Annotated in this window: 23 protein-coding genes; 12 read left to right on the top strand and 11 right to left on the bottom strand. The window is 44.4% G+C overall.

The annotated features are described in order from the left end of the window. Positions 1–34 precede the first annotated feature (34 nt). On the top strand, positions 35–1609 hold the full coding sequence (locus ACE1TF_RS03375; RefSeq protein WP_375014250.1) for a fatty acyl-CoA synthetase: 1575 nt from the start codon (positions 35–37) through the stop codon (positions 1607–1609). A 381-nt stretch (positions 1610–1990) separates the two neighbouring features. Here ACE1TF_RS03375 and ACE1TF_RS03380 read toward each other — a convergent pair whose 3' ends face one another. Continuing rightward, the gene (locus ACE1TF_RS03380; protein WP_375014252.1) at positions 1991–3166 is read right to left on the bottom strand and encodes an MFS transporter; all 1176 of its coding nucleotides are present in this window, start codon (positions 3164–3166) and stop codon (positions 1991–1993) included. Positions 3167–3390: 224 nt separating this feature from the next. Here ACE1TF_RS03380 and ACE1TF_RS03385 point away from each other — a divergent pair, with 224 nt between their 5' ends. The 4 genes from ACE1TF_RS03385 (at position 3391) to ACE1TF_RS03400 (ending at position 8008) form a co-directional block, all read left to right on the top strand. After that, complete coding sequence (locus ACE1TF_RS03385) at positions 3391–3984, top strand: hypothetical protein (protein WP_375014253.1); 594 nt, start codon at positions 3391–3393, stop codon at positions 3982–3984. Positions 3985–4000: 16 nt separating this feature from the next. Then, complete coding sequence (locus ACE1TF_RS03390; RefSeq protein ID WP_375014254.1) at positions 4001–5845, top strand: sigma 54-interacting transcriptional regulator; 1845 nt, start codon at positions 4001–4003, stop codon at positions 5843–5845. Positions 5846–5967: 122 nt separating this feature from the next. Next, positions 5968–7128, top strand: a complete 1161-nt coding sequence (locus ACE1TF_RS03395) for a mandelate racemase/muconate lactonizing enzyme family protein (protein ID WP_375014256.1) — start codon at positions 5968–5970, stop codon at positions 7126–7128. Between the two features lie 121 nt (positions 7129–7249). Then, positions 7250–8008, top strand: coding sequence for a phosphotransferase family protein (locus ACE1TF_RS03400; RefSeq protein WP_375014258.1), 759 nt, complete (start codon positions 7250–7252; stop codon positions 8006–8008). A gap of 628 nt (positions 8009–8636) precedes the next feature. Here the strand turns inward: ACE1TF_RS03400 and ACE1TF_RS03405 are convergent. Then, a complete protein-coding gene (locus ACE1TF_RS03405; protein ID WP_042403708.1) occupies positions 8637–9056 on the bottom strand; it encodes an NUDIX hydrolase in 420 nt (139 codons plus the stop codon). A gap of 89 nt (positions 9057–9145) precedes the next feature. On the opposite strand from ACE1TF_RS03405, the gene ACE1TF_RS03410 reads away from it, so the two are divergent. Beyond that, positions 9146–9400: a hypothetical protein gene (locus tag ACE1TF_RS03410; protein WP_375014260.1), complete on the top strand. Its 255-nt coding sequence runs from the start codon at positions 9146–9148 to the stop codon at positions 9398–9400. Positions 9401–9576: 176 nt separating this feature from the next. Here ACE1TF_RS03410 and ACE1TF_RS03415 read toward each other — a convergent pair whose 3' ends face one another. Next, positions 9577–10239: a hypothetical protein gene (locus tag ACE1TF_RS03415; RefSeq protein WP_375014262.1), complete on the bottom strand. Its 663-nt coding sequence runs from the start codon at positions 10237–10239 to the stop codon at positions 9577–9579. Between the two features lie 368 nt (positions 10240–10607). Between ACE1TF_RS03415 and ACE1TF_RS03420 the strand changes: the two genes are divergently transcribed. Continuing rightward, the gene (locus ACE1TF_RS03420) at positions 10608–11231 is read left to right on the top strand and encodes a hypothetical protein (protein ID WP_375014264.1); all 624 of its coding nucleotides are present in this window, start codon (positions 10608–10610) and stop codon (positions 11229–11231) included. Between the two features lie 520 nt (positions 11232–11751). Here the strand turns inward: ACE1TF_RS03420 and ACE1TF_RS03425 are convergent. From ACE1TF_RS03425 to ACE1TF_RS03435, 3 genes are all read right to left on the bottom strand, one after another. Beyond that, positions 11752–12084, bottom strand: coding sequence for a phBC6A51 family helix-turn-helix protein (locus ACE1TF_RS03425; protein ID WP_375014265.1), 333 nt, complete (start codon positions 12082–12084; stop codon positions 11752–11754). Between the two features lie 823 nt (positions 12085–12907). Continuing rightward, the gene (locus ACE1TF_RS03430; RefSeq protein ID WP_375014267.1) at positions 12908–13900 is read right to left on the bottom strand and encodes a Gfo/Idh/MocA family protein; all 993 of its coding nucleotides are present in this window, start codon (positions 13898–13900) and stop codon (positions 12908–12910) included. Continuing rightward, entirely contained in the window at positions 13897–14613 is a 717-nt protein-coding gene (locus tag ACE1TF_RS03435; RefSeq protein WP_375014269.1) for a ThuA domain-containing protein, read from the bottom strand. The genes ACE1TF_RS03430 and ACE1TF_RS03435 overlap by 4 nt, the downstream gene beginning before the upstream one ends. Positions 14614–14724: 111 nt before the next feature. On the opposite strand from ACE1TF_RS03435, the gene ACE1TF_RS03440 reads away from it, so the two are divergent. Continuing rightward, a complete protein-coding gene (locus ACE1TF_RS03440) occupies positions 14725–15492 on the top strand; it encodes a helix-turn-helix domain-containing protein (protein WP_375014271.1) in 768 nt (255 codons plus the stop codon). Here the strand turns inward: ACE1TF_RS03440 and ACE1TF_RS03445 are convergent. Beyond that, a complete protein-coding gene (locus tag ACE1TF_RS03445; protein ID WP_375014273.1) occupies positions 15489–16100 on the bottom strand; it encodes a DUF3298 and DUF4163 domain-containing protein in 612 nt (203 codons plus the stop codon). The genes ACE1TF_RS03440 and ACE1TF_RS03445 overlap by 4 nt on opposite strands. Positions 16101–16156: 56 nt before the next feature. On the opposite strand from ACE1TF_RS03445, the gene ACE1TF_RS03450 reads away from it, so the two are divergent. Then, positions 16157–17155 carry a DmpA family aminopeptidase gene (locus ACE1TF_RS03450; protein ID WP_375014275.1) on the top strand — a complete coding sequence of 333 codons (999 nt, stop codon included), beginning with the start codon at positions 16157–16159 and terminating at the stop codon, positions 17153–17155. 47 nt (positions 17156–17202) lie between these two features. Here the strand turns inward: ACE1TF_RS03450 and ACE1TF_RS03455 are convergent, their stop codons facing one another. Next, complete coding sequence (locus ACE1TF_RS03455) at positions 17203–17676, bottom strand: hypothetical protein (RefSeq protein ID WP_042403702.1); 474 nt, start codon at positions 17674–17676, stop codon at positions 17203–17205. Positions 17677–17778: 102 nt separating this feature from the next. On the opposite strand from ACE1TF_RS03455, the gene ACE1TF_RS03460 reads away from it, so the two are divergent. From ACE1TF_RS03460 to ACE1TF_RS03470, 3 genes are read left to right on the top strand one after another with little or no spacing between them, the layout of a single operon-like run. After that, on the top strand, positions 17779–18033 hold the full coding sequence (locus ACE1TF_RS03460) for a hypothetical protein (RefSeq protein WP_042403700.1): 255 nt from the start codon (positions 17779–17781) through the stop codon (positions 18031–18033). A gap of 49 nt (positions 18034–18082) precedes the next feature. Continuing rightward, positions 18083–18358 carry a hypothetical protein gene (locus ACE1TF_RS03465; RefSeq protein WP_375014278.1) on the top strand — a complete coding sequence of 92 codons (276 nt, stop codon included), beginning with the start codon at positions 18083–18085 and terminating at the stop codon, positions 18356–18358. Positions 18359–18371: 13 nt separating this feature from the next. Continuing rightward, positions 18372–19226: an alpha/beta fold hydrolase gene (locus ACE1TF_RS03470; protein WP_375014280.1), complete on the top strand. Its 855-nt coding sequence runs from the start codon at positions 18372–18374 to the stop codon at positions 19224–19226. Between the two features lie 69 nt (positions 19227–19295). On the opposite strand, the gene ACE1TF_RS03475 is transcribed toward ACE1TF_RS03470, so the two are convergent. The 3 genes from ACE1TF_RS03475 to ACE1TF_RS03485 are packed head-to-tail and all read right to left on the bottom strand — an operon-like array spanning position 19296 to position 21973. Beyond that, complete coding sequence (locus ACE1TF_RS03475; protein WP_375014282.1) at positions 19296–20639, bottom strand: TrkH family potassium uptake protein; 1344 nt, start codon at positions 20637–20639, stop codon at positions 19296–19298. Between the two features lie 28 nt (positions 20640–20667). Then, a complete protein-coding gene (ytvI, locus tag ACE1TF_RS03480) occupies positions 20668–21702 on the bottom strand; it encodes a sporulation integral membrane protein YtvI (RefSeq protein WP_375014284.1) in 1035 nt (344 codons plus the stop codon). Positions 21703–21736: 34 nt separating this feature from the next. Beyond that, entirely contained in the window at positions 21737–21973 is a 237-nt protein-coding gene (locus tag ACE1TF_RS03485) for a hypothetical protein (RefSeq protein WP_375014286.1), read from the bottom strand. Between the last annotated feature and the right edge of the window lie 449 nt (positions 21974–22422).

Below are 22422 nucleotides of genomic sequence, written 5' to 3' on the forward strand. Positions count from 1 at the left end.
TAATAATGATAAGAAAAAAATAAGGAGTGAAAGCATGAATCCGACAATGTCCATCGACCCAACCGTGCAACGAGTCCGAAGACAAACGTTAATCGACTTGCTCCAAAGAACCCGTCGACGGGTGCCAGAAAAAGTGGCGATCGTTTATGAGGGCAAGGAATACACGTATGAACAGTTAACTTTCCTCGTAAATCAAACCGCTCATACGTTCGTTTCCGGAGGCATGAAGAAAGGTGACCGGGTCGCCATCATGTCAAAAAACAGCCTCGATTTTGTAGTCGCTCAGTATGCGTTAGCGAGCATCGGTGCGGTGATGGTCCCGATTAACTACATGTTGACGGTGACTGATGTTCGTTATATTCTCCAACATGCCAAAGTGAATACCGTGCTTGGCTCCACAGAGTATGCGCCAGTACTCGATGTCTCTTCAGCAGAAATCGCGGTCGCCAACCGGTATTTGCTAGATACCGAGACAGAGCGAGAAGGGTGGCTAACCCTCGATGTGTTGCGAAAAGACCAACCGTCAACATTGGTTGAGGCGCTTATTGAAGACGATGATTTGGCACAAGTGTTGTATACGAGCGGAACTGAATCTCGACCGAAAGGGGTTATGCTCACGCATAAAAGTTTAATTAGCGAGTATGTAAGCGTTATCATTAAAGGTAAGATGGAGCCCCATGATGTTATGATTCATGCGCTGCCTCTTTACCATTGTGCACAGCTTCACGTTTTTCTCGGCCCAAGCATTTATCTCGGTTGTACGAACATCATTTTAGGTGCGCCGAAGCCAGAAGCGATCTTTGATGCGATTGAAGAAGGAGGGGCGACACAACTGTTCTGCCCACCGACCGTTTGGATTGCCCTTTTGCGCCATCCGGAATTTGCATCTAGAGATCTAGTCGCTCTTGAGAAGTGCTACTACGGAGCGGCGAGCATGCCAAGAGAAGTGTTAAAAGAATTGTCCAATCGTTTGCCGAATGCACGCTTTTGGAATTTCTACGGTCAGACCGAAGTGGCCCCACTTGCAACAGCTTTGCAGCCCGAAGATCAACTGAATAAGCTTGGTTCCGCCGGCGTGGCATCATTAAATGTAGAAACACGAATTGTTAATGAAAATGATGAGGAAGTCGCCCGCGGCGAAGTGGGGGAAATTGTACACCGGACCCCGCATGCGATGACGGGTTACCTTGATGATCCTGAGAAAACGGCAGAAGCGTTCAAAGGCGGCTGGTTCCATAGTGGAGATCTCGGATTTATGGATGAGGAAGGCTACCTCACCATCGTTGACCGTAAGAAGGATATGATCAATACTGGCGGGGTGAATGTATCCAGTCGCGAAGTGGAAGAAACGTTGTACGAGCTAGAGGGTGTATCAGAAGTTGCTGTTATCGGCACACCCGACGCGTATTGGATTGAAGCCGTTACTGCACTTGTTGTCGTTAAGCCTGAATCAGACTTGCAAGAAGAAGCGATTTCACAGTTTTGCAGAGAACGATTGTCCAAGTTCAAAATTCCAAAGCAAATAAAAGTGGTACCATCCCTACCGAAAAATCCAAGCGGCAAAGTATTAAAAAGAACCCTTCGTGACGAGTATAGCAATGAATTATAAAGAGGGGCTACCAGGGGAGGTTGTAAGTGGGGGTTGAGAAAAAGTAAGAGGGGAAAATCTCCATAAATTTCTCGAGGGTACTGTAAAAATAACGTCTCCTTTCCTAAGTTACTCGTTAATGCGAAACATCGGGGCCAATCTGTGTGGGGATTTCAACAACATGGCGGGTTGCGAATGGTAAAAATCCCATCATAGAACCTTCTATGTGGGCAAAAAACGATTCAATGTGGGGATTTCTGTAGAAAATGGTTCCCCACTCAAGAAAATCCCATCATAGGAAGGCCTATGTGGGATTTTCTACTTATAACAATCGAAATGCTATTATATGATTTACAATTTCTCTTTTTCAGTGACATCGACTTCTCTATTGAGTTTTATTTATTACGCTTCATAAACGGAACGATCTTCGGTTTTTACGTTTATAAAGGTGAGAATGAGGCCGAAAGTAATCATGGCTCCCGCCACATACGTAATCGTCGTGTAAGAAAAGCCGGCTCCGAGAAGGAAAGACCCTAGTGCCGCACCAATGGCATTCGCTAAGTTAAACACCGAAGCGGCAATTGTGCCGGATAGGGACGGCGCTTCTTTAGCGGCAAGAATGATCTTCGCATTCAGGAGCGGCGTCGTTCCGAACGTCCCCGCCCCGAAGAGAAAGCTCATCACAATGGCCATAGGTGCAAACGCCAATAAGTGTGTGAACGAAACGAGCACGACCGCTAATGCGGCGAGTGCGAGTAGCAACCGACTCGTCAAGCGGCTCGGTCTTACCGAACCGGAGACGAAGTTGCCGATCACCGCACCGAGTCCGAAGAAAAAGAGTCCGAGTGTAATGCCTGTCACATCAAAGCCGGCAAACTCCCGGTACATCGGCTCCTTGAACGTATATGCAGTGAACACACCAGAAAACCCGAGCACGATAATGGCGATCGTCATGAGGACATTTTTATTTTTTAGCATCTGCAATTCATCTTTCACTTTCGGTACTTCTGATGGCCGGATGTTTGGCGTTGTCACCAGAATCCCGATGAGCGTGAGCAATCCAAGAGCCGCCATGAACCAAAAGACGAGTCGCCAATCAAACATTCCGCCGAGAAAAGATCCGAACGGTACACCGATCATGATGGCGATCGTCAAGCCTCCTTGCACAGCGGCAATTGCCCCGGTCCGTTTCGTTGGATCAGATATGCTAATGGCGATGTACATACAAATCCCAAAGAACGGTGCATGCATCGCAGCTGAAAATAGTCTCGATAGTAATAGTATGTCGAAATTGGGAGCGGTCGCTGCCAAAATATTACTTAGAATGAACAAAATCATCAGTGCCAACAACAGTGGTTTAGGCGAGAATTTCAGCGTCACGATTCGCAGTATCGGTCCAAAAATGGCGACGCTAATCGCATACACGGTTAAAAGCAAACCTGTAGTGGATACTTCCACGTTTAAATCTTCGGCAAATTGAGTTAACAACCCCGTAACGACATATTCCGTCATGCCGACGGCAAATGTCCCTAACATAAAAACAGCAAGAATCATGTTTCTAGAGAAGTTCATACGCATGTTCAACCGCTCCCTTCGTTTTTTAATCACGAATGAACATACTAATACAAATGAAATACCGTGTCTAGTCTTTTTTTATGTTAGTTGCAACTTTACATTCACTGCAATAACATTTGCGAAAATTAAATGTATGATTCCAATGTTATTTTTGGAAGCAGATTTTAATTAGATCGTTGTTTCACCTGTACCCTCGGTATGCTAGATTGAAAAACAGGAGGGTTTTCATGATTCAAATTTCTAAGAAAAGATTTTGGCTATTTATCGGTTTGGTGATGATGCTCGGTCTTTACGCCGGTTCACTTCAGCAAACGAACAATGAGCAACAGAATTACTTGAGCCTACAAGTCAATATGTACCAAAATCAGATGCAAAATGAGGTTTATCTACTCGCTCAGATTCTCCAAACGGTGACCGAGGAGGGGGAGATCCCGCGTTCACAATGGGAACAAGTCGTTCGCGCGGTAGAGACGATCAAAGAGAACAGCCATGAGCTGGAGCGGATGGCGTTTGAGTTTCATGCAAACGCATCGTCTCCCTTGAGTCAGACGACAACAGCTACAGCTGACTTTATGCTACAAGAATTGCAGGAGATTGAACATCGAGAAGTTGACGATAACCTTGAACGAGAAGATCGGATCGAGTTTTCTGACCGAGCGCTCGTAGAACTTGATTTGATTCACGAAACCGCAACGGCTTGGTACGAGGAAATCGGTGGATATCTATCGCGTAGCCAAAGTGTTGGGCGTACATATTGGGTTGAGATGATGGAGCGGATGCACGAACCCTCTGTGCAGTACCAGCAGGAAAGATTTTCGTGAGGGGAGCAGATGTGATATGGAAGAGATTGTCATTAGTGCGCCGTTTCAAGTGACAGATGAACAAATCGAGATGATTGAAAATCAATTGAGTGAGCGGCCGTATCGCGTAACGTTTATCCGCGCAGAGAACGATTGGAAAGACACACTTGCACACATTCCACCTACAGCGAACCTGATCGTTTCTCGTGGAGGTTTGGGGGCGTTTTTACACGAGCAAACGGAATTGCCTTACGTACAAATTCCGATTACGCCGTATGACTTGTTACGTGAAGTGGCGGTCGCTACGCAAGAAGGCACTCAAGCGATTGTCGTTTTGCTTTACGCATCGCTGATTGAACAAACCGAGGCGTATACATTGTCGCTTAACGACCGGGCGGTTCACGTGCTGCGCTACCATCATGAAGATGAGTTAGAGCGCATGATTCGTGAACATCGTAGTGACGTTTTGATCGGGGACCGTAGGGCGGTCACCGCTGCCAAACAAAAAGGGATACGAGCGACATTGCTACGCTCGGGTCATGAAGCGTTGGAACAAGCCATGGACCAAGCGGTCCGTACGTTAGAAATCCAACACCGTGAACGAGCGAAGCGAAAAGAGCTCGAACTCATCATCGGTTCGATGACGCAAGCGGTGATCGTCATCGACGAGTTGGAGCACGTCAAGACGTATAACGAGCATGCGGTATCGTTATTTCCTTCTCTAAAAAAATCGAATGTTTACCGTGAGGTCGTTCGACATGAAGCGCTCCAAAAGCAAGTGGAAACGATGGAGGAGGAGCGCAAGGTTGTGACGGTTGGGGGTCAGCAGTTGATCGTGACGACTGTGTCGACGATGAGCGGGGCGATTCAATGGTTTGAGGCGATTCAAGATGTGCAGCAGTTGGAGCTTAAGATCCGAAAGGAGCTTTATGATAAAGGGCTTGTAGCGAAGCATACGTTTGCCGATGTTCTGACAGTGGATGCTGAACTGCAACAAACGATTGAAGAGGCAAAACTGTATGCTCGTTCTGAAGGGACGGTGCTCATTTATGGGGAGACAGGGACGGGTAAAGAGTTATTCGCTCAAAGCATTCATAACGCGAGCAAACGCCAACATCAACCGTTCGTATCTGTGAACTGCGGTGCCTTGAACGAAGCGTTACTTGAAAGTGAACTGTTCGGCTACGAGGAAGGGGCGTTCACCGGTGCGAGAAAGGGTGGTCGGTCAGGATTGTTGGAGCTCGCTCACGAAGGTACATTGTTTCTCGATGAGATTAATGAAATGTCCCGGTCGTTTCAAACGAAGATGCTTCGAGTGCTACAAGAACAAGAAGTACGAAGAGTGGGCGGGGAGCGCAACATCCCGATTAACGTCCGCCTCATTTGTGCGACGAACGTACCCATTGCCGAAATGATTGAGGAAGGCGAATTTAAAGCGGACTTTTATTACCGGATTGCGACGTTGCCTCTCAATATATCACCTTTACGTGACCGAAAGGAAGATATTGCTGTTTTAGCGGAACATTTTTTTCATATAGAAATGAGACGGGAGAACAGACCGATCACGTTGGCGGACAGTTCTGTGCTCGAACCATTAATCGCTTATCCTTGGTATGGGAATAGTCGAGAGCTACAAAACTGGATCCGGCGCCTCGTCATTACTTATCCTGAACAAACGTTGACACGCGCTGGGGTGGAAGCATTTCTTGAGCGGTCTACCGAACGAACCGAAGAAGTGACGGTCCGGGTATCCGAGTCTTACAAACAGATGGAAAAAGAATTGTGGCAAAAGCTATATGCTCAGTTTCGAGGAACGAAAGAGGAATTCTGCAAAACGTATGGAATTAGTTCGACGACACTTTGGAGAAGGGTTTCAGAATAGAAACGATAGATTTCATATTTGAAAGATGTGAATGCGAAAATCCTTATAGCGGCGCTTTTACGATTTGGCACGGCATTTGCATTATATACGGTCGAACATTCAAAACAAGGAGTGGAGAACCGATGAGAATTGTGTCAGTAGAAGAGCGTGCGGTACCGATTAAAAGTAACATTAGCAACGCGTATATTGATTTTAGTAAAATGACGGCTTCAATCGTTGCGGTGAAGACGGATGTGATTCGTGATGGCAAGCCGGTCGTCGGGTATGGATTCAATTCGAACGGTCGCTACGCACCGAGTGGGTTGTTGCGTGAGCGTTTTATTCCTCGGCTTATTGAAGCGAATGCTGATGATCTTGTCAATGCGGAAGGGACAAACCTCTCTCCTGAAAATATCCATCGTATTCTCATGAGCAATGAGAAGCCAGGGGGGCACGGTGAGCGAACTGTAGCGGTTGGAACGTTAGATATGGCGATTTGGGATGCGGTCGCTAAAATTGAAGAAGTGCCTCTTTACCGATGGCTCGCTGATCAGTACGGGGATGGCACTGTTGATGAACGGGTATTTGTTTATGCAGCAGGCGGATATTATTATCCAGGTAAAGGGATTAGTGAGCTGCAAGATGAAATGAAATCGTATTTAGATATGGGTTATTCAACCGTGAAAATGAAAGTCGGCGGCGTACCCATTGCTGAAGATTTGAAACGAATTGAAGCGGCGATTGATGTGGTTGGTTCTGGACGCAATCTTATGGTCGATGCGAACGGGCGCTTTACGCTTGAGCAAGCCATTGAATTCGGACGAGCGGTTGAACCGTATGAACTGTTTTGGTACGAAGAAGCTGGAGATCCTCTCGATTATCACTTGCAATCAGAGCTCTCAAAAGTGTACCCCCAAGCGATAGCAACGGGTGAGAATTTGTTTTCCGTACAAGATGCAGAGAACTTGATCCGCTACGGTGGGATGAACCCGAACACTGATTTCTTACAGTTTGACTGTGCGTTAAGCTACGGACTTGTTGAATATATGAAAATACTAGATATGCTCGAACGTCACGGGTGGTCATCAAGAAATTGCATCCCTCACGGCGGCCATCAAATGTCGTTAAACATCGCCGCGGGATTAAAGTTATACGGAAACGAATCTTATCCTGGTGTATTTCAACCATTTGGGGGATTTGCGGACACATTGGCGGTGAGCGATGGCTACGTTGCATTGCCCGAGGCGCCAGGGGTTGGTTTTGAAGCAAAAAACAACTTGTACGAACTGTTGAAAACGTTGTAGAGTGCGGGTTTTGCCGGTGGATCCCATCGGCTTTTTATTATTGCAAGATCATCAGCGCCAAGTATGGGTATAATGAAAGCGAATGATGAATGGCTAGAATAACGACAGGATGGTGTGGATCATGGTTGTAAAGCGTCCTTTTGCGAAAGGAAATACGGCAGATCTCTATCGGTGTGAACATCACGTAGTCAAAGTATTCAAAGAATATTTACCAAAAACGGAAGCTTTGTATGAGGCGCAGAAACAGCGATTAGCTTATTCAACGGGGTTGCGTGTTCCAAGAGTAGAAGACGTTATTGAAGTAGAAGGTAGACAAGCGATCGTTATGGAGTATATCGAAGGAAAGCCGATCGGCCGGCTATTACTGAAAAATGAACAACAAGATGAATTTTACATCCGGGTTTGTGTGGATGTGCACGTAGAAATCCATCAAATCCAACCTGAATTCGAATCTCTTGAACCGATGACAGGCAAATTACGGCGTCAAGTAAATGCTGCAGGCTTAGAAAAAAACGTTGAGGATGTATTGTTAAACCGATTGAGCGCCATTCAGTTTGAACCGAGGTTATGTCATGGAGATTTTCACCCGAACAATGTACTCATACATGGTGAAGACGTAACAATCATTGATTGGGTCGATGCAAGTGTTGGCGACAGGAGAGCCGATGTTGCAAGAACATACATATTAATTGCCCAGTCTTCACTGCCCTTAGCCGAGCAGTATTTGACCATCTACTGTGAAAAAGCAGGAGTCATTGAAGAAGAGATTTATCAATGGATTTCTATTATTGCCGCAGCGAGATTGTCTGAGCATCTGGAATCAGAAAGTGCAGAAATACTGAAAGAAATCCTTTATAAACATCTAAAATATTTGAGTTGAACGCGTATTATGGTAAAGCTTCTGCCTGGCTGGTAAAAAATTGAACGGTGAGTTCCATCGTTACTATAGAAGTCAATGGGGTTGCACGACTCAACTCTTTTATGTGACAATTCGCTCTTCAAACTGAGCACTTTAAGGCACCAGACGACTCATATATTTCTTATTGTGACAGTTGGCGACGTTTATGTGAGCGTTCAGGTGAGTGATGATGACTTTTCCTTGGGCAACCGTCACAAAAACGGATGTCTGCGGCAATTGGCGTCTTATTATATACCCCGAGTGAGCTGGGGGTGGAAATTTTACCGTAGAACCCTTTATGGTAAGATTCTCCTTGTTTTACAAGATCTAATGTTGGAAATCTACCCATAGAAAAGAGAGATCCTACTATAGAAAGGCCAATGGTAAAATTTTAGTCTAATAGGCTTTCGAAACTTAAAAAATCATCCCATAGTGGGTAAGCACCGAATTAAAATCACGAGAAAGATCAGCTCCCTCGTTCGTGTTAACGAGGATATTAAGTTCTACTTTTTAAGTGAAAGAACGAGACGCAAATGTTTAGTCACCTGTATTCTATGGTCAACAAGTCCCTGGCTTTAGTGGAGATCCAGTACGAGCAGATGTTCAACTTTCAATCTTTCCACCCGTAGCTATCAAACCAGGTGTCACTTCTAAAGTTGGCGAGCGCTTTTTGCACATAGTCGATCGTGTTTTCAGGTAGTTGATCGAGTGCAAACCATGCGAGCTCGTCACATTTTTCAGGCTCCATATTTTCGATTTCTCCTTGCCAAGTGTCACTTGAAACGAAAAAGTCAATTCGCTCATCATTCGCTTTTCTGTGCATGACGCCAGCAATGTGTAGATCTTTTTCTTCAATTGTAATGCCTGCTTCTTCTTTTGCTTCTCGAGCCATTGCTTCTTTAACCCTCTCGTCGCCGTCTAGATGACCGGCAACGACGCTATACTTGCCGTCTTCATAACCAGTGTTGTACCTTCTTAATAGCAAAACGTGATCTTCCTTTATAAGAAATAAGTGTACGGCAACGACCATTTTGAATCGTGACAAATAATCTCCTCCTGAAATTGAATTTTTAATTATCTAAACATATAAACGATTTAATGGCAAAGGATGTGAATACATTGATCAATCCAGAGGCAATTCCTGGTTGGATACCTGCTCACTCGAAAGAGTGGTATGCACAGTTCAGTCATCAAAAAGGGAAGTATGAGTATGAATGGCAAAGTACGGTTACAGAGCCGAATGGAGAAACGGTCTTTGATAAGCTTGTGCTAGATCACTCGGTAGGTCAGCGTGTTGTCGACATCAACAATAGCCTCGTTATTAAGTGCCACAATAACTTCTCCTTACAGATCATTTATCAGTCCTGTAATTAGAAAGCCCTCACTATATGTGACACTTTTAAATAAAGAAAAAGGCAGGGCATCTGCCCTACCCTGCAATGTCAATATTAAAGTGAGTGTCTGCCCAGTCTTTGAAATGCTGAATCTTACTGTACTCAGTCTGTAAAATCCTCGCCAATGTTTGTAGTATCCTTAGCCATCTTGAATCTTCATGCTACATAATCAGTATCAAACAGTGGAAAGCCATTGATGAACTTAGTGGAAGTGGATGCTTGACTAGTTTCATATTTGAGTATTAAATCTCCATCAAAATCTCTGCTGTAAGGAACATATGTCCTGTTTACTGAAAGTCCGCCTGTGCTTTCTTTATTTTTGAGCATGGCTTTTGCCTGAGGTGTGTTAGATGTGACATGAACATAATACCTCTTTTGATCATCCTCTAGAACTAAGTCAACACCCATAACTGAATCAACATACATATATTCAATGTGCTTAAAGTTGGGCAGTTCTTCTCTAATCACTGCCTGTAAATGCAGTTCAACAAGTCTACTCATGTAAGTTCTAGTAAGCCTTAATTTGCAACCCTCAACCATTACGGTAGTTACCTCAATATCAGGTTCAAAGTCAGTCATGTATTTGAGCATTTTGTTGACACCAGCGTTAACATATTTCTTCTGAGAAGGCAGTGCCTCATACATATGTACAAGTTCATCAAACAGGTAAATAACCTCTCCACCAAAGCTAACAATGTCCTCTACCTGATGTAATTCTGCTTTCCTTTCCTTAGAAAGAGTATGCTTGTCGAGCCTTTTAATAGGTGCGTACTCTGTTCGAGCTATGGTTTCCTCAATGTAGTTAACTGTAAATTTCATTATAATTTCCCCTGATAAAAGTAGTCAGGACTGTAATTAGTTAGAAAATTAAAGCTGTGACAGTTTGGCGTAAGTAAAACTCTGCCAATAACTAATAATTCAGCTCCTGTACTTTTGTAATGGGGAAATTGAGTAGAAAAAGGACATGGAATTATATAGTAAAAATATATGAGATATTTGTTCCGATTAAAAATTTTTTATATAGACTGTAAGTACTTCCATAGAGGTCTTTATACCCTTAAATTTTTTCCAATTTATACAATTTATAGTAAAATATGTTTGATACTTATATCCTTAGATGTTAAAACTGGTGCATCGACAATTTATTGAATAGTTGTCGAAAAAAAAGTATTTGGAGGATTCATATCATGTCTAAAGTTTCAACAGTAAGAAGAGCAAAGCGTGGAGCTATCGGTGCAATGACTTTTGTGTTAGGAGTTGGCAGTAGTTTAGCTTTCGCTAATCAAGGTAACGCACAGGCTATTAATGCAGAAGAACCTACTTTTACAGATGAAGAATTACAGCAGATTCAGGCAGACGCTGATGCAATTGAACCTTTCATAGAAAACGAAAATGGTGTTCTTTACTTTGATGAGGAAAGTGCTATTGATGCTGGTGTGGATGAAGTGTTAGTATCGGAGACGAGTACAGATATTGACAACGCAAATGCTGTCCAAGACAGCGTAGCAATTGATCGTTCAGTAGGTGTACAGCAGACATGTAATGGGCGTGGCGATGGCTTAGTTCAGGCTGAATGGGGACAGTATGTATATATGGATTCCTGTGATGCAGATACATTTTCTAACCTTTTAGTTGGCGGTGCTAGTATAGCTACAATTGCAGGAGCATTTTCATTTAGTGTACCTACAGTTGTGGCTGGAGGTCTTGCTGGTCTTGGTGCGGCAGTAGTCTCTCAAGCAAATGTTGGCAATACAGGTATTCGAATTCACATGACGCCATCAGCGGCTGTGTTTTGGATTGGTGGACAATAAGTTAAAATAAGGAGACATGTTCGACCATGAGTATACAGTCATTATCTACTTTAACAAATGTATTCAGAGTCTTGGCTATTGTTTTTGGTGTAATAACCTTGATAATGGTTACTATTAATCTAATTGGGATTAATGTCTCATCACCAATAAGCGCTCAATGGTTTGCATTCTTCGGATTATTTTGTGCATTCTTAGCCATTGCTTTGAATAAGAAAAAGGAGCGCCCTGACTAGGGTTGCTCTTTTTTACAATTAATAAAGGACATGAGAAGTAAAAGAAAGTGAAATCTGTGGAGTTACATGAGGATACTGTAGGGGCAAACTGGGATTATTTTGGTGTTAGAGTTTTATGAGGGCTTGCTCTCAGGCAATTCCCCCCTGCTCCTCCCCCCTGGTTGGGGTATCCCTTGACAATATGTAGGGGTTATGGGCAAGACTGTGTAAATAACTAATTGTTCTTACCCACTTATTGAATCCTTGACAAATTAGACTTAAAGCTGTGTAAAATCTTTGTGTATTTACTACATTTTCTTTAGCTCATCAAGCAATCCATCTAATCCTTTTTCTTCTGTTGTTACATGAGACTCTTGTACATCCTTTAGTCTTCCTTGATTCTTGAGAACAAGTTCAATAGCTTTCAGTTTGTTGCCTGACTTAACCTTGTCATTGTTAATGATCATCCTGAGCTGGCTGTAGGTGTCCGCTAGGAAACTCCTCTGCACCTCCTCTGATTGCCTCATTAGCTCCTTATTGAACCCCTCCTTCTTTTTCCAGTCATAGATAGTTGAAGGATTGACCCCTATTTCTTTAGCGATCATCTCATTAGACATGCCATTGACATCTTTATAGACCATCAATGCAATAGCTTAGTACTGCTCAGGCTTAAGTACTTCCCTTCTTGCCATTGTTACCACTTCTTTCTAAATAAATTTAATATTTTTTCTGTTGGAGGCGCTGGGCTGTTTATGAATGTTAGACTCTCACTGCTCACCAACTGCTCATCATACCGCTCTACTGTCAACTAACCATACAAAACTGTCATATCACTGCATACACAGACCTTTCAACTGTACATAAACTGACAAATAACAGAAAACACTAATGAACCTTTTACCTACTGAATATCCCAAGACCAGCAACCTACAGTGGGTGATCTATAAGCTACTGAATTACAACTACATTTCTCTGTATTTCTTGGCATATTCCCTAAATAAAAATGCCCCTGACAGCTTATATTTGACATCAGGAGTGGTAAAAGGCTCTATGGGATAGGAGACATTAAAGAGAGAGATAGGAGATTGCATGAAAGCACCTTACTGAGTAAAGTATAAATTTACAACATTTTTCATTAATTGCTTACTAACTACTCCCTAGCTTACTACATTACTAGCTATATGCTCACTGTTCATTTATTGTGCCTATACTGTATGTACTGTTAATGCTTACTTACTGAGCATTCTGTTTGTAGGATACTGCAAAAATTGTAAACGAAAGGAAGACCTGCATCTGTTAAGCATATGAGTGCTACGTTAATGCAGGTGTGCATTAACGGAAGTCGAGCGAGTATTTAATGCAAAGGCTACCTTTCGTATCCGGGAAATTCCACTCAACGGGGTGGATGTGTTGATGCCCCTCAATTTTTAAGAGCACATATCTTCAGATATGTGCTCTCACCCCTTACCCTTGCTCGGCACTCTCATAGATTTGTTCAATCACCTCGGTTACTTGCATAGCTTCTTCTGGCTGAACGACGAGTGTTTCTTGACCGAGGCACGCCCCGATAAAATTCTGAGCTTGTGCGATTTCATAAGAATCGTTGGACAGAGCCTCACCTTGCTCGGCAGCGTCTTGATACAGCTCAAGAGGGAACACGCTTATGCCGCCATCGCTGCCAGAAATCGAGATTTCTTCGGTATCTTCTTTAATGTTAGCGGCCCAGGAGCATTCCAACAATAAGGAAGCGCCTCCTTCGAAACGAATGTACGCGGTGGCGTGGTCATCAACCTCAAATGTCGCGTAGTCAACGACGCCCCAATCGTTTACGAGATGTGGGTTTTTGCTCAACCGATTGTACGTTGCGCCTGTCACTTCAACAGCTTTAAGATTGCCGATGAGCCAAAGCGCTGTGTCGAGTAAATGGCAACCGTAGTCAATGAGACTGCCGCCGCCTTGGAGCGATTTGTACGTAAACACACCCCAACCTGGTACTTTGCGCCGCCGCATCGCACGGACCCTTACGACGAGTGGGTCACCGATACTTGCCATTTGCTTTTTGGCTACCTGCACGTTGTGCATGAATCGGTAGTGAAAACCAATGGCAAGCACACACCCTGAACGTTTGGCAGCGCCGTTCATACGCGCGGCATCTGTTGAAGAGATCGCCATCGGCTTCTCGCAGAACACGTGAACGCCAGCATCGAGCGCGGCAATGGCTAAGTCGGCATGAAATGCGTTTGGCGTACAAATGCAGACGGCATCCACATGCTCGAGCATGTCTTCATAACTTGAATACACATTTGCCCCGACGGCTTCCCCAACGCGTGCCGCTTTTTCGACGTCTACATCGTACACGGCTGAGACGTCACACTTCTCTTGAAGTTGCATGAAGGTTGGGATGTGCCGATCGGTTGCGATTCCTCCTGTGCCAACAATTCCAATCTGTATTTTCATGAGCGAACCGACTTCTCAAGAGGTGAAAAGTTGCCGCGCACCGGTTGAGCTGTATTGATCGGTCGTGCCCACTCGACCCCGTTTTGGATGACGCGCTGTACGTTCGTTTCATAATACGTCGGGTACGTTTCATGACCGGGCCTAAAGTAAAAGATCTTGCCGAGACCACGCGTGAACGTGCAACCGCTTCGAAATACTTCTCCACCTTGGAACCAGCTAACAAAAATGAGCTGTTCGGGCGTCGGGATGTCAAAATGCTCCCCGTACATCTCTTCGTGTTCCAATTCGAAATACTCAGGAATCCCTGAGGCAATCGGGTGCGTCGGGTCAACGGTCCATACCCGCTCTTTTTCCCCGGCTTCGCGCCACTTTAAGTCACAGCTCGTCCCCATCAACCTTTTGAACACTTTCGAATGATGACCCGAGTGCAACACGACGAGCCCCATACCTTGACGCACACGCTCGGCAACCCGTTCTGCGACCTGATCATCCACTTCATCGTGAGCTTTATGACCCCACCAGACGAGAACGTCCGTCTCATCAAGCACCTGTACGGACAATCCGTGCTCCTCTTCATCTAAAGTTGCGGTTTTCACCGTGTAACCCGCTTCAGAAATGACGTCCTTTAGGACGTTGTGGATTCCGTTCGGATAGAGCCGAGCGACCTGGTCGTCTTCTTTTTCATGACGAAATTCATTCCATATTGTAATCAACGTTTGCACCTCCGCCCCTATCATAAATCACACGATCAGGTGCGGGAATCTCTAATCCTGTTAAAATATGAACGATCTTGCTATTATTTAGAAAAAGAATGAGGTGAATGTATGCATCCCCACGTCGTGATTTGCGGCTATTCTCATCACGCTGCACCGTTTCGGACGACAAACAATTTTGGGAAAGAAGCCCACTTGTTACGTTTACAGACCGAGGGCAAGAGTGTCGTCGTTGTGAATGGAGAAACCGTTCATCAACGAGAAGGGGATCTTTTGGTCATTGCTCCCGGGGACTCGTATGAACTATATACCGGTGACGTGCCGAGTGGAGATTATCATCTGGCTGTGGAGGGGGATGAGTTTGTAGGTTGGGATGAGCGTTTGGTTCATACCGGTGTAGACGTTCAAGTGACGACGATTTGGCAATATATGATTCTTGAGCGGAGACGACCGCGGGATGAGTGGAATGAAGAGGTGATCGCTCATTTATTGAAGACGCTCTTGTTGTTTATCGACCGAGCGAGGCAGCGGGAAGTGGCTGAGCACACTCCGTACATCGTGAGGGAGATGATGCGGTATGTGGAGCAGAATGCAACGGAAACGTTTGCGGTAGCGGATGTGGCCGTTCACGTCGGGTTGAGTACGTCACGTGCGCTTCATCTGTTTAAAGCGCATACAGGCCAGACGATTGTTGGGTACACCCATCACGTCCAGGTCGGGATTGCGAAGGAGCGGATGATGCGTACAGACCACTCGCTGCAACAAATTGCTGGAGCAGCGGGTTTTAGCAGTTATACGTACTTTTATAAGATATTTAAACGGTACACCGGGATGGCTCCCGGTGCGTATCGTTTAGGTCAGAAATTGGCCGCTCACTAGAGCAAACGACTGAGCGGACCGTCATCCGGGATTGCTTCTTGCAACGCATATAATGAAATGGGGAAGTACGTAATTCCAAATACGTACGGCAAGATGTCGTACTGATTAAAAAAGATGACGAGTGTTTTGTCAGCGACGTAAAATTGAACATCGTCTGGAATGGTGTCAAAAGGTTTAAACAGATCTTCAGTTAAATTTCGTTTTTGCAATTGTGCTTTTATGTTGTTGTTGATGAGTTTTTTGTAGTTACTTTTTGGTTTGAATAGCTCTGGCAACGTGTACAGATGACCGGTGTCGCTATCAAACGTTAACCCGTGTTCGAGTGTTGTGCCGTGCGCACCGCCGGAAAATTGATACATCGTTAACGTGAGGCTAAGCACACGCGCTTGATTGTTCTTTAACGCAAACCGTCCAGTCAAATGGGTTTCTTCTTGCCCGTACCCTTGTGTGAGCATGAGCTGCCATACTTCGTCTTGAATGGTACGATTCAATTTTACCTCTGTTGATGTGGTCGTATATCCTTCGACTTCAGGGACTAACACGTCCGTTCGTGGCTCTTCGATCTGGCCTGCAGCAATGGCAAGCGGTAAATCAGCTTTATTAACCATCTTTAATCCCTCCTGTATTAGCCTATGTTTAACCAATAGAAAGGGGAATCTTCATAATGAAAAAACGTGCAAGAGAGTATGGGTTTACGTTTGGTACGATGGAAACCGGTGAGAGGAATGCAATTACGGATGTGAGCGGTGTACGTGTCGGTCACGTGACATTGAATAGCGGCGACAGCATAAGAACGGGTGTGACAGCGATCCTTCCGCATTCGGGTAACTTGTTTCGTGAGAAAGTATTGGCAGGTGCGGCTGTAATTAATGGGTTTGGAAAAACGACCGGCTTAGTCCAACTCGAAGAGTTAGGGTTGCTGGAAAGCCCGATCATGTTAACGAATACGTTTGGCGTTCCTGCTGTCACAGAAGGCGTGTTGCAACATTTGTTTGAGCAGTGCCCTGAAATTGGCACAACAACCGGTACGGCAAATGTTGTCGTGGGGGAGTGTAACGACGGCTATTTAAATAATATTCGTGGCTTACACGTGCGGCCTGATCAAGCAATATCAGCCATTGATACAGCGAGTGACGTTGTGTTGGAAGGGGCAGTCGGTGCAGGGACAGGCATGAGTTGTCTTGGCTACAAAGGGGGCGTCGGGACGAGCTCGCGGCGTGTCGCAGGTGGCATGCTCGGTGTGCTCGTGCTATCTAATTATGGAGCGAGGAACGATACCGATGTTCCTCCAGGTTCGATTATGATGATTGTTGCGACCGATTTACCTGTCAATGAACGGCAATTACAGCGGATCGCAAAACGGACAGCATTTGGGCTTGCGCGCACGGGGTCGACGGCACATAACGGGAGTGGCGACGTAGCCATTGCTTTTTCAACCGCACATCAGGTGACGCATAATGGAGACCAGGTGGAACAGTTCGAATTTCTGCGCGATGACACGTCAGAAATGAATGATCTATTTGATGCAACGGCAAGTGCTGTAGAAGAGGCAATTTGGAATTCACTATTAATGGCAGAGACGACAACAGGTCGGGATGGGCATACACGCCGAGGACTGACTGGGGAAGAAGCAAAACAGTTACGTGCGAAGTTGCGCAGCTAAGTCGAGAACGTGCCGCCTCAGTTTGAGGCAACACGTTCGTGTCGTCCTTAATCCAATCCTGTTAGGGCAAGGATGAGCGCAACGATTGAAATAATGGGTACACTGTTCGCGAGTGGTATTGCAGTGAAAGCAAGGGTACGGATCGCACCGTGATGCGTTTTGTCAATCACTTGCAACGTTTGTCTCGTGCTAATAAATATAAATACAAATGATGCCACAATCGAAGCTACCGCAATAATTGCAGGAATGGTAATGGCAGAAACGACAGCGGTTCCTGCGTCATTTAATAAAAAGAACATCCCGACGACGAGGAGAATAATGGCAGGTGCTTCAAAGAGAGGAACTTTAATAAAGAAATTCGTCTGTTCTTTTTGTAGTACTTGTAATGCATCGGATTCATGACGTTTCGCATCATCGAGTTTGTGCTCCATTTTACGTAGCGTCATTCGAAATGCGATAATAACACCAGCTGAGCCGATGAGACTCGCAATCGCAAATAACCAAACAAATTGATCTTCCATCAATAAACCTCCCAACAGATTTTCGACACTAATCATCAATGTACCAAACCGTACCCGATTAATCTAGGGAATATATGGAATGGACGAAGGAGAGAGCAGCACATGGGTTTCCTCTGGTTACTCTTGCCAGCATTACTACTTACTGCTGGTCTAATCTATTTGATTACGAAGCGAATGGACGGGATGCAAATTGTTTATACCGGACTAGGATTTCTAGGTGTATCAGGCCTCGTCACATTACTACTATTTGTAGTCACCACGCCAATTGTCGGTTGGATCGCGCTCATTATCACATTTCCGCTAAGTGTATTATTTGTCATATACGGATATTTAGTGCGCTATATTAACATCCAATAATTTAGGATACAATAAAGAAAAAATAATGAAAGGTGTTGTGCCTCCTAACATGGTCGCAATTACTCAATTTATGTACGTGGCGCCGTTTATCCTCGTTTTAGCTGGCTTTGCTTACGTTGGAATTAATGAATACCAAACGCGTCATTTAAAAATTACAGGACTTTCACTCGTCGCCGTAGCTCTACTATCGTTTTTGATCATTTCGCTCACTGTTGACAGCTCAATGGCGGGCACGTGGGTGCTTGCTCTCGTAAGTGGTGCTGGAATTGTTATGACCGTTGTCGGCTTTGCTAAGCATGCGATCAGGTACAAACAAACCGCATAGTGGAGGGATGGGTGTGAGCGTAACCTTTCAAGAACTTTCGACAAATGGCGTCTGTTTGCGTGTGGCTCGAGCGGGTGATGATAACGGGAAACTCGTCATCTTATTGCACGGTTTTCCCGATTTTTGGTACGGGTGGCGTGAGCAAATCGACCCCCTCGTTGCTGCTGGTTTTCACGTGCTCATCCCGAACCAAAGGGGGTATGACCAAAGTGAAAAGCCGCACGGCGTAAACGCCTATCATATTGATGCTCTTCGAGATGATGTGATCGGTTTGATTGGTGCATTCGGAAGAGAACGAGCGATCATCATCGGTCACGACTGGGGCGGCGCGGTTGGTTGGCATCTAGCAACTACGCGCCCAGAATTCGTTGAGAAATTCATTCCGATTAACATTCCGCATCCGGTCGTGCTCCCTCGAGGCATGGTGAAAAACCCTACCCAACTGTTCAGAAGTTGGTATATCGCTTTTTTTCAAATGCGCAACCTTCCTGAAAAAGCATTGCAAACCGATGATTACACGTATATGAAGCTCGCTTTACAAGTATCTAGCGAACAACCCGTATTCAATGAAGAAGAAACAAAGGCGTATGAACAAAGTTGGCAGCATCCCGGTGCGTTGACGGGAATGATCAACTGGTATCGCTCAATTCCGCTAAGCATAAAAAGCATGGCGGCTAATGAGCTAGTTCGAGTCCCTACACAGATCATTTGGGGCATGAATGATCGTTTCCTCGCTCGTACTCTTGCAAAAGAGAGCCTCAAGCAGACGGTCGGTGGCAATGGCATTTTAGTCAGTGATGCCGGCCATTGGGTGCATTTGGAGCAACCAGAGATTGTAAACCGACATATCATAGCGTTTATTACGTGATTTACTGTTCGACGCCAATGCGCCTGTTAATATATAGGTGCATTGGCGTCATTTTTGTATACGGTTCGCTTAGCCGATGAGGATGGTGTCTTCAGGATATCTCACGCGATTTCTCGTTTGCTGACGTGTGAGAGCGTAAGCCATCGTTAGCGGTCCTAGCCTACCGACAAACATTGTAATCATGACGATAATTTTCCCGGCCGTCGTTAAGTCGGGCGTCAAACCCATGGACAGGCCTGTTGTACTAAAGGCAGAAACGGTTTCAAATAAGATGATGAGAAAATAGGAGTCGTGTAATCCTTCGGTAATGGACAATAGTAAGGTAACGATAATAATCCATACGAGTGAACTGATCACAACAGCAAGTGCCCGCATCACCGTTTCAACGACAATTTTCTTGCGAAATATGTGTACTTCATGACCGCTTCTGAATGTATTTAGTGTTGCAATTAATAACACTACGAATGTATTCGTTTTAATACCTCCGCCTGTTCCCCCTGAAGATGCGCCGATAAACATTAGCACAATAATAAAAAATTGGGAAGCGACGAGCATAGCGCTCACTTCAAATGTATTAAAGCCTGCACTTCGTGGAGTAGCACTTTGAAAATAAGCAGAGAGAAAACGCTCCTGCCAGGTCAAATGAGAAGCCGCTGGATTTAACAACTCAATGCTAAATATAAAAATAAAACCAATGAGCAGTAACGCACCGGAAGTAAGGAGAACAACTTTTGAGTGCAGGGAAAGCCTTTTCCACGAACGTTGCCGGTATACATCTACAAGCACCATGAAGCCAAGCCCACCAATGATAAACAGTAAAGAGAGGGTGATATTTACGACAGGATCTCCGACAAACCCTTCCATCGAGTCAGAAAACAAAGAGAAACCGGCATTATTAAAAGCGGTAATAGAGTGGAAGACTCCGTAATAAAAGGCTTGTCCCCAACCCATTTCCTGTTGCCAATGAATGGTTAATACGAGTGTGGCAATTGCTTCTAGTGAAACGGCTAAGAGAAAGATTAAAATCGCTAGACGCGAGATGTCACTAGTGGAAAACCCGCTCGTTGTTGGTTGGAGTAACAGCCGATACTGTAAGCCGATAATTTTTCCTAATATGAGGGCGACAGATACCCCGAAAACCATAAAACCAAGCCCGCCGAGTTGGACGAGAATCATAAGAACAATTTGGCCACTCATTGATAATTGACTACTCACATCTATCGTTGCGAGACCAACAACGCAAACGGCAGATACCGCCATGAACATCGCGTCGATGAGCGGGATGGGGATATCGCCATTTGCTGATGAAGGTAAGGACAAGAGGAAAGTACCTGTACCAATTAACAATAAAAAACCGATAATGATCCACTGTGGTGGGCTAAAAGAGAATTTTTTGTTTTGGCGGTCGACCATAATGAACCTCACGAACCCTTCGGAAATGTTAAGTATTATTGTTTGCCTTCGTTAGGGAAAATAACCCAACTTCTTTTGCAGTAGTGAAAATAATGACAAGCAATGGCCCGAGAAAAAAGCCAAGAGGTCCGAATGCAACAAAACCCAAATACATGGATACGAGCGTTAATAACGGTGACAGGCCGATTTGCGTGCCCATTAATTTTGGCTCTACCGTTCTACGGATGACGAGCAAAATGAGAGCAAGAATAAGCAAATGGATGGCAGTAGTGCTGTTGCCGATAATGAACTGGATCATTGCCCACGGAGCTAGAATAACGATTGAACCGATAAATGGGATAAAATCAATAATCCAAATAATCAGCGTCATAATGAGTGCTACTTCTGGTGCGATAATTAAAAGTCCAATGAAAGTAACAATGACTATAGGAATACCTACAAGAAATTGCGCTTTTAAAAAGCCGATGACGACGTGCTTGAATCGCTCAATCATATGTTTGATTTTTAGTTCGTATTGGTCAGAAAGGGAAGCGTAAAACCGTTCCATCATTTTAGGGAATTGCAGCATAAACAACAGCAATAGCACGATATAAAAAACGACATTAAAGACGAAAAGTGGCAAATGAGTTATTGCTATGTCAAACATAATGCTGATGTCTATGCGATCCGTCATGTGACGCCAATGATCCAATAACCCTTCTGAATTCCCTTCAATAAGATCAAGGAGGATAGGTGGAAATCCTTCAATCCCTTGCAAAGAATCGATCAAGCCCATCCACCATTCGTCGAGCATCACCATAAATGTGGGCAATCGCTGAATGAAAGACGTTAACTGTTCGATCATCGTTCGACCTAACAACAAACTTGCGGTGAGAATAGTCGTCAACAACCCGACAAACACAATCCAACAAGCGAATTCATGATGTATCGAAAAACGCTTAAGCAAATGAATGAGCGGCATAAGAGTAGCAGCGGTTAAAAAAGCCAATAGGACAGGAAGAGAAAATGGTATGAGTACAAGTGCAATTACGCATAGAAATGCTGCTAAAACTTTTTTGTGCATACTCGTAAAATCAACCCCTCTCTACGTCTTCATACTATTTTATGATGAGCACCTTAGCGTCATCCCCTTCAATATCCATGAGTAAAAACTGTGGCTCGTTATGCTCGCGGTGTAGCATCCCGTATTTCAATAAGACAACATCTTTAGGTAATTCCCGCCAGTTGCTTCCCCCATGTAACCACACCTCTTTTTTGTAAAGGCTTTTGGCTTGTTTCAATGTTCTTGCTTTAATCATTGCGTAGAACGGGAATTCACACTCAAAAAATTTCATCCATGGCCTCCTCACCGTAAAAAAGCCTGTCACAAAAGGGTATACTTCTCCCTTTTGTGACAGGCTCCTCCGGTTAAACAACGTCTATTTGTTTTTTTATAAGAACACAAAAAGCCTACGCTCATCTTTCTACAAGTCATCAAGAAGGGTTTCGCCACAAACGACGAACTCTTGTTTTTTTGTAGAAAAAGAACATAGGCATACGTAACGTCTGGAAGGCATTGAGTGCCCTCCATACATTACGTCTTCCAAGTTGCTTTTTCGTTACGTATTTAATCACTAGCTATTCTAAACCCTAAAATGAGAGTTTAAAATCCCCAGCATGTATGTTTTGATGTGTAAGTTGTGCTCCTTAGAATGAAATCTTACTCTTGCCATATCATAAAAGCAAATGATAATTATTGTTATATAAGATCATATTACTCAATTTTATTGGTTTATTGAAGTTT

The sequence above is a fragment of the Geomicrobium sp. JSM 1781026 genome, assembly GCF_041949955.1.
Taxonomy (GTDB): domain Bacteria; phylum Bacillota; class Bacilli; order Bacillales; family Marinococcaceae; genus Geomicrobium_A.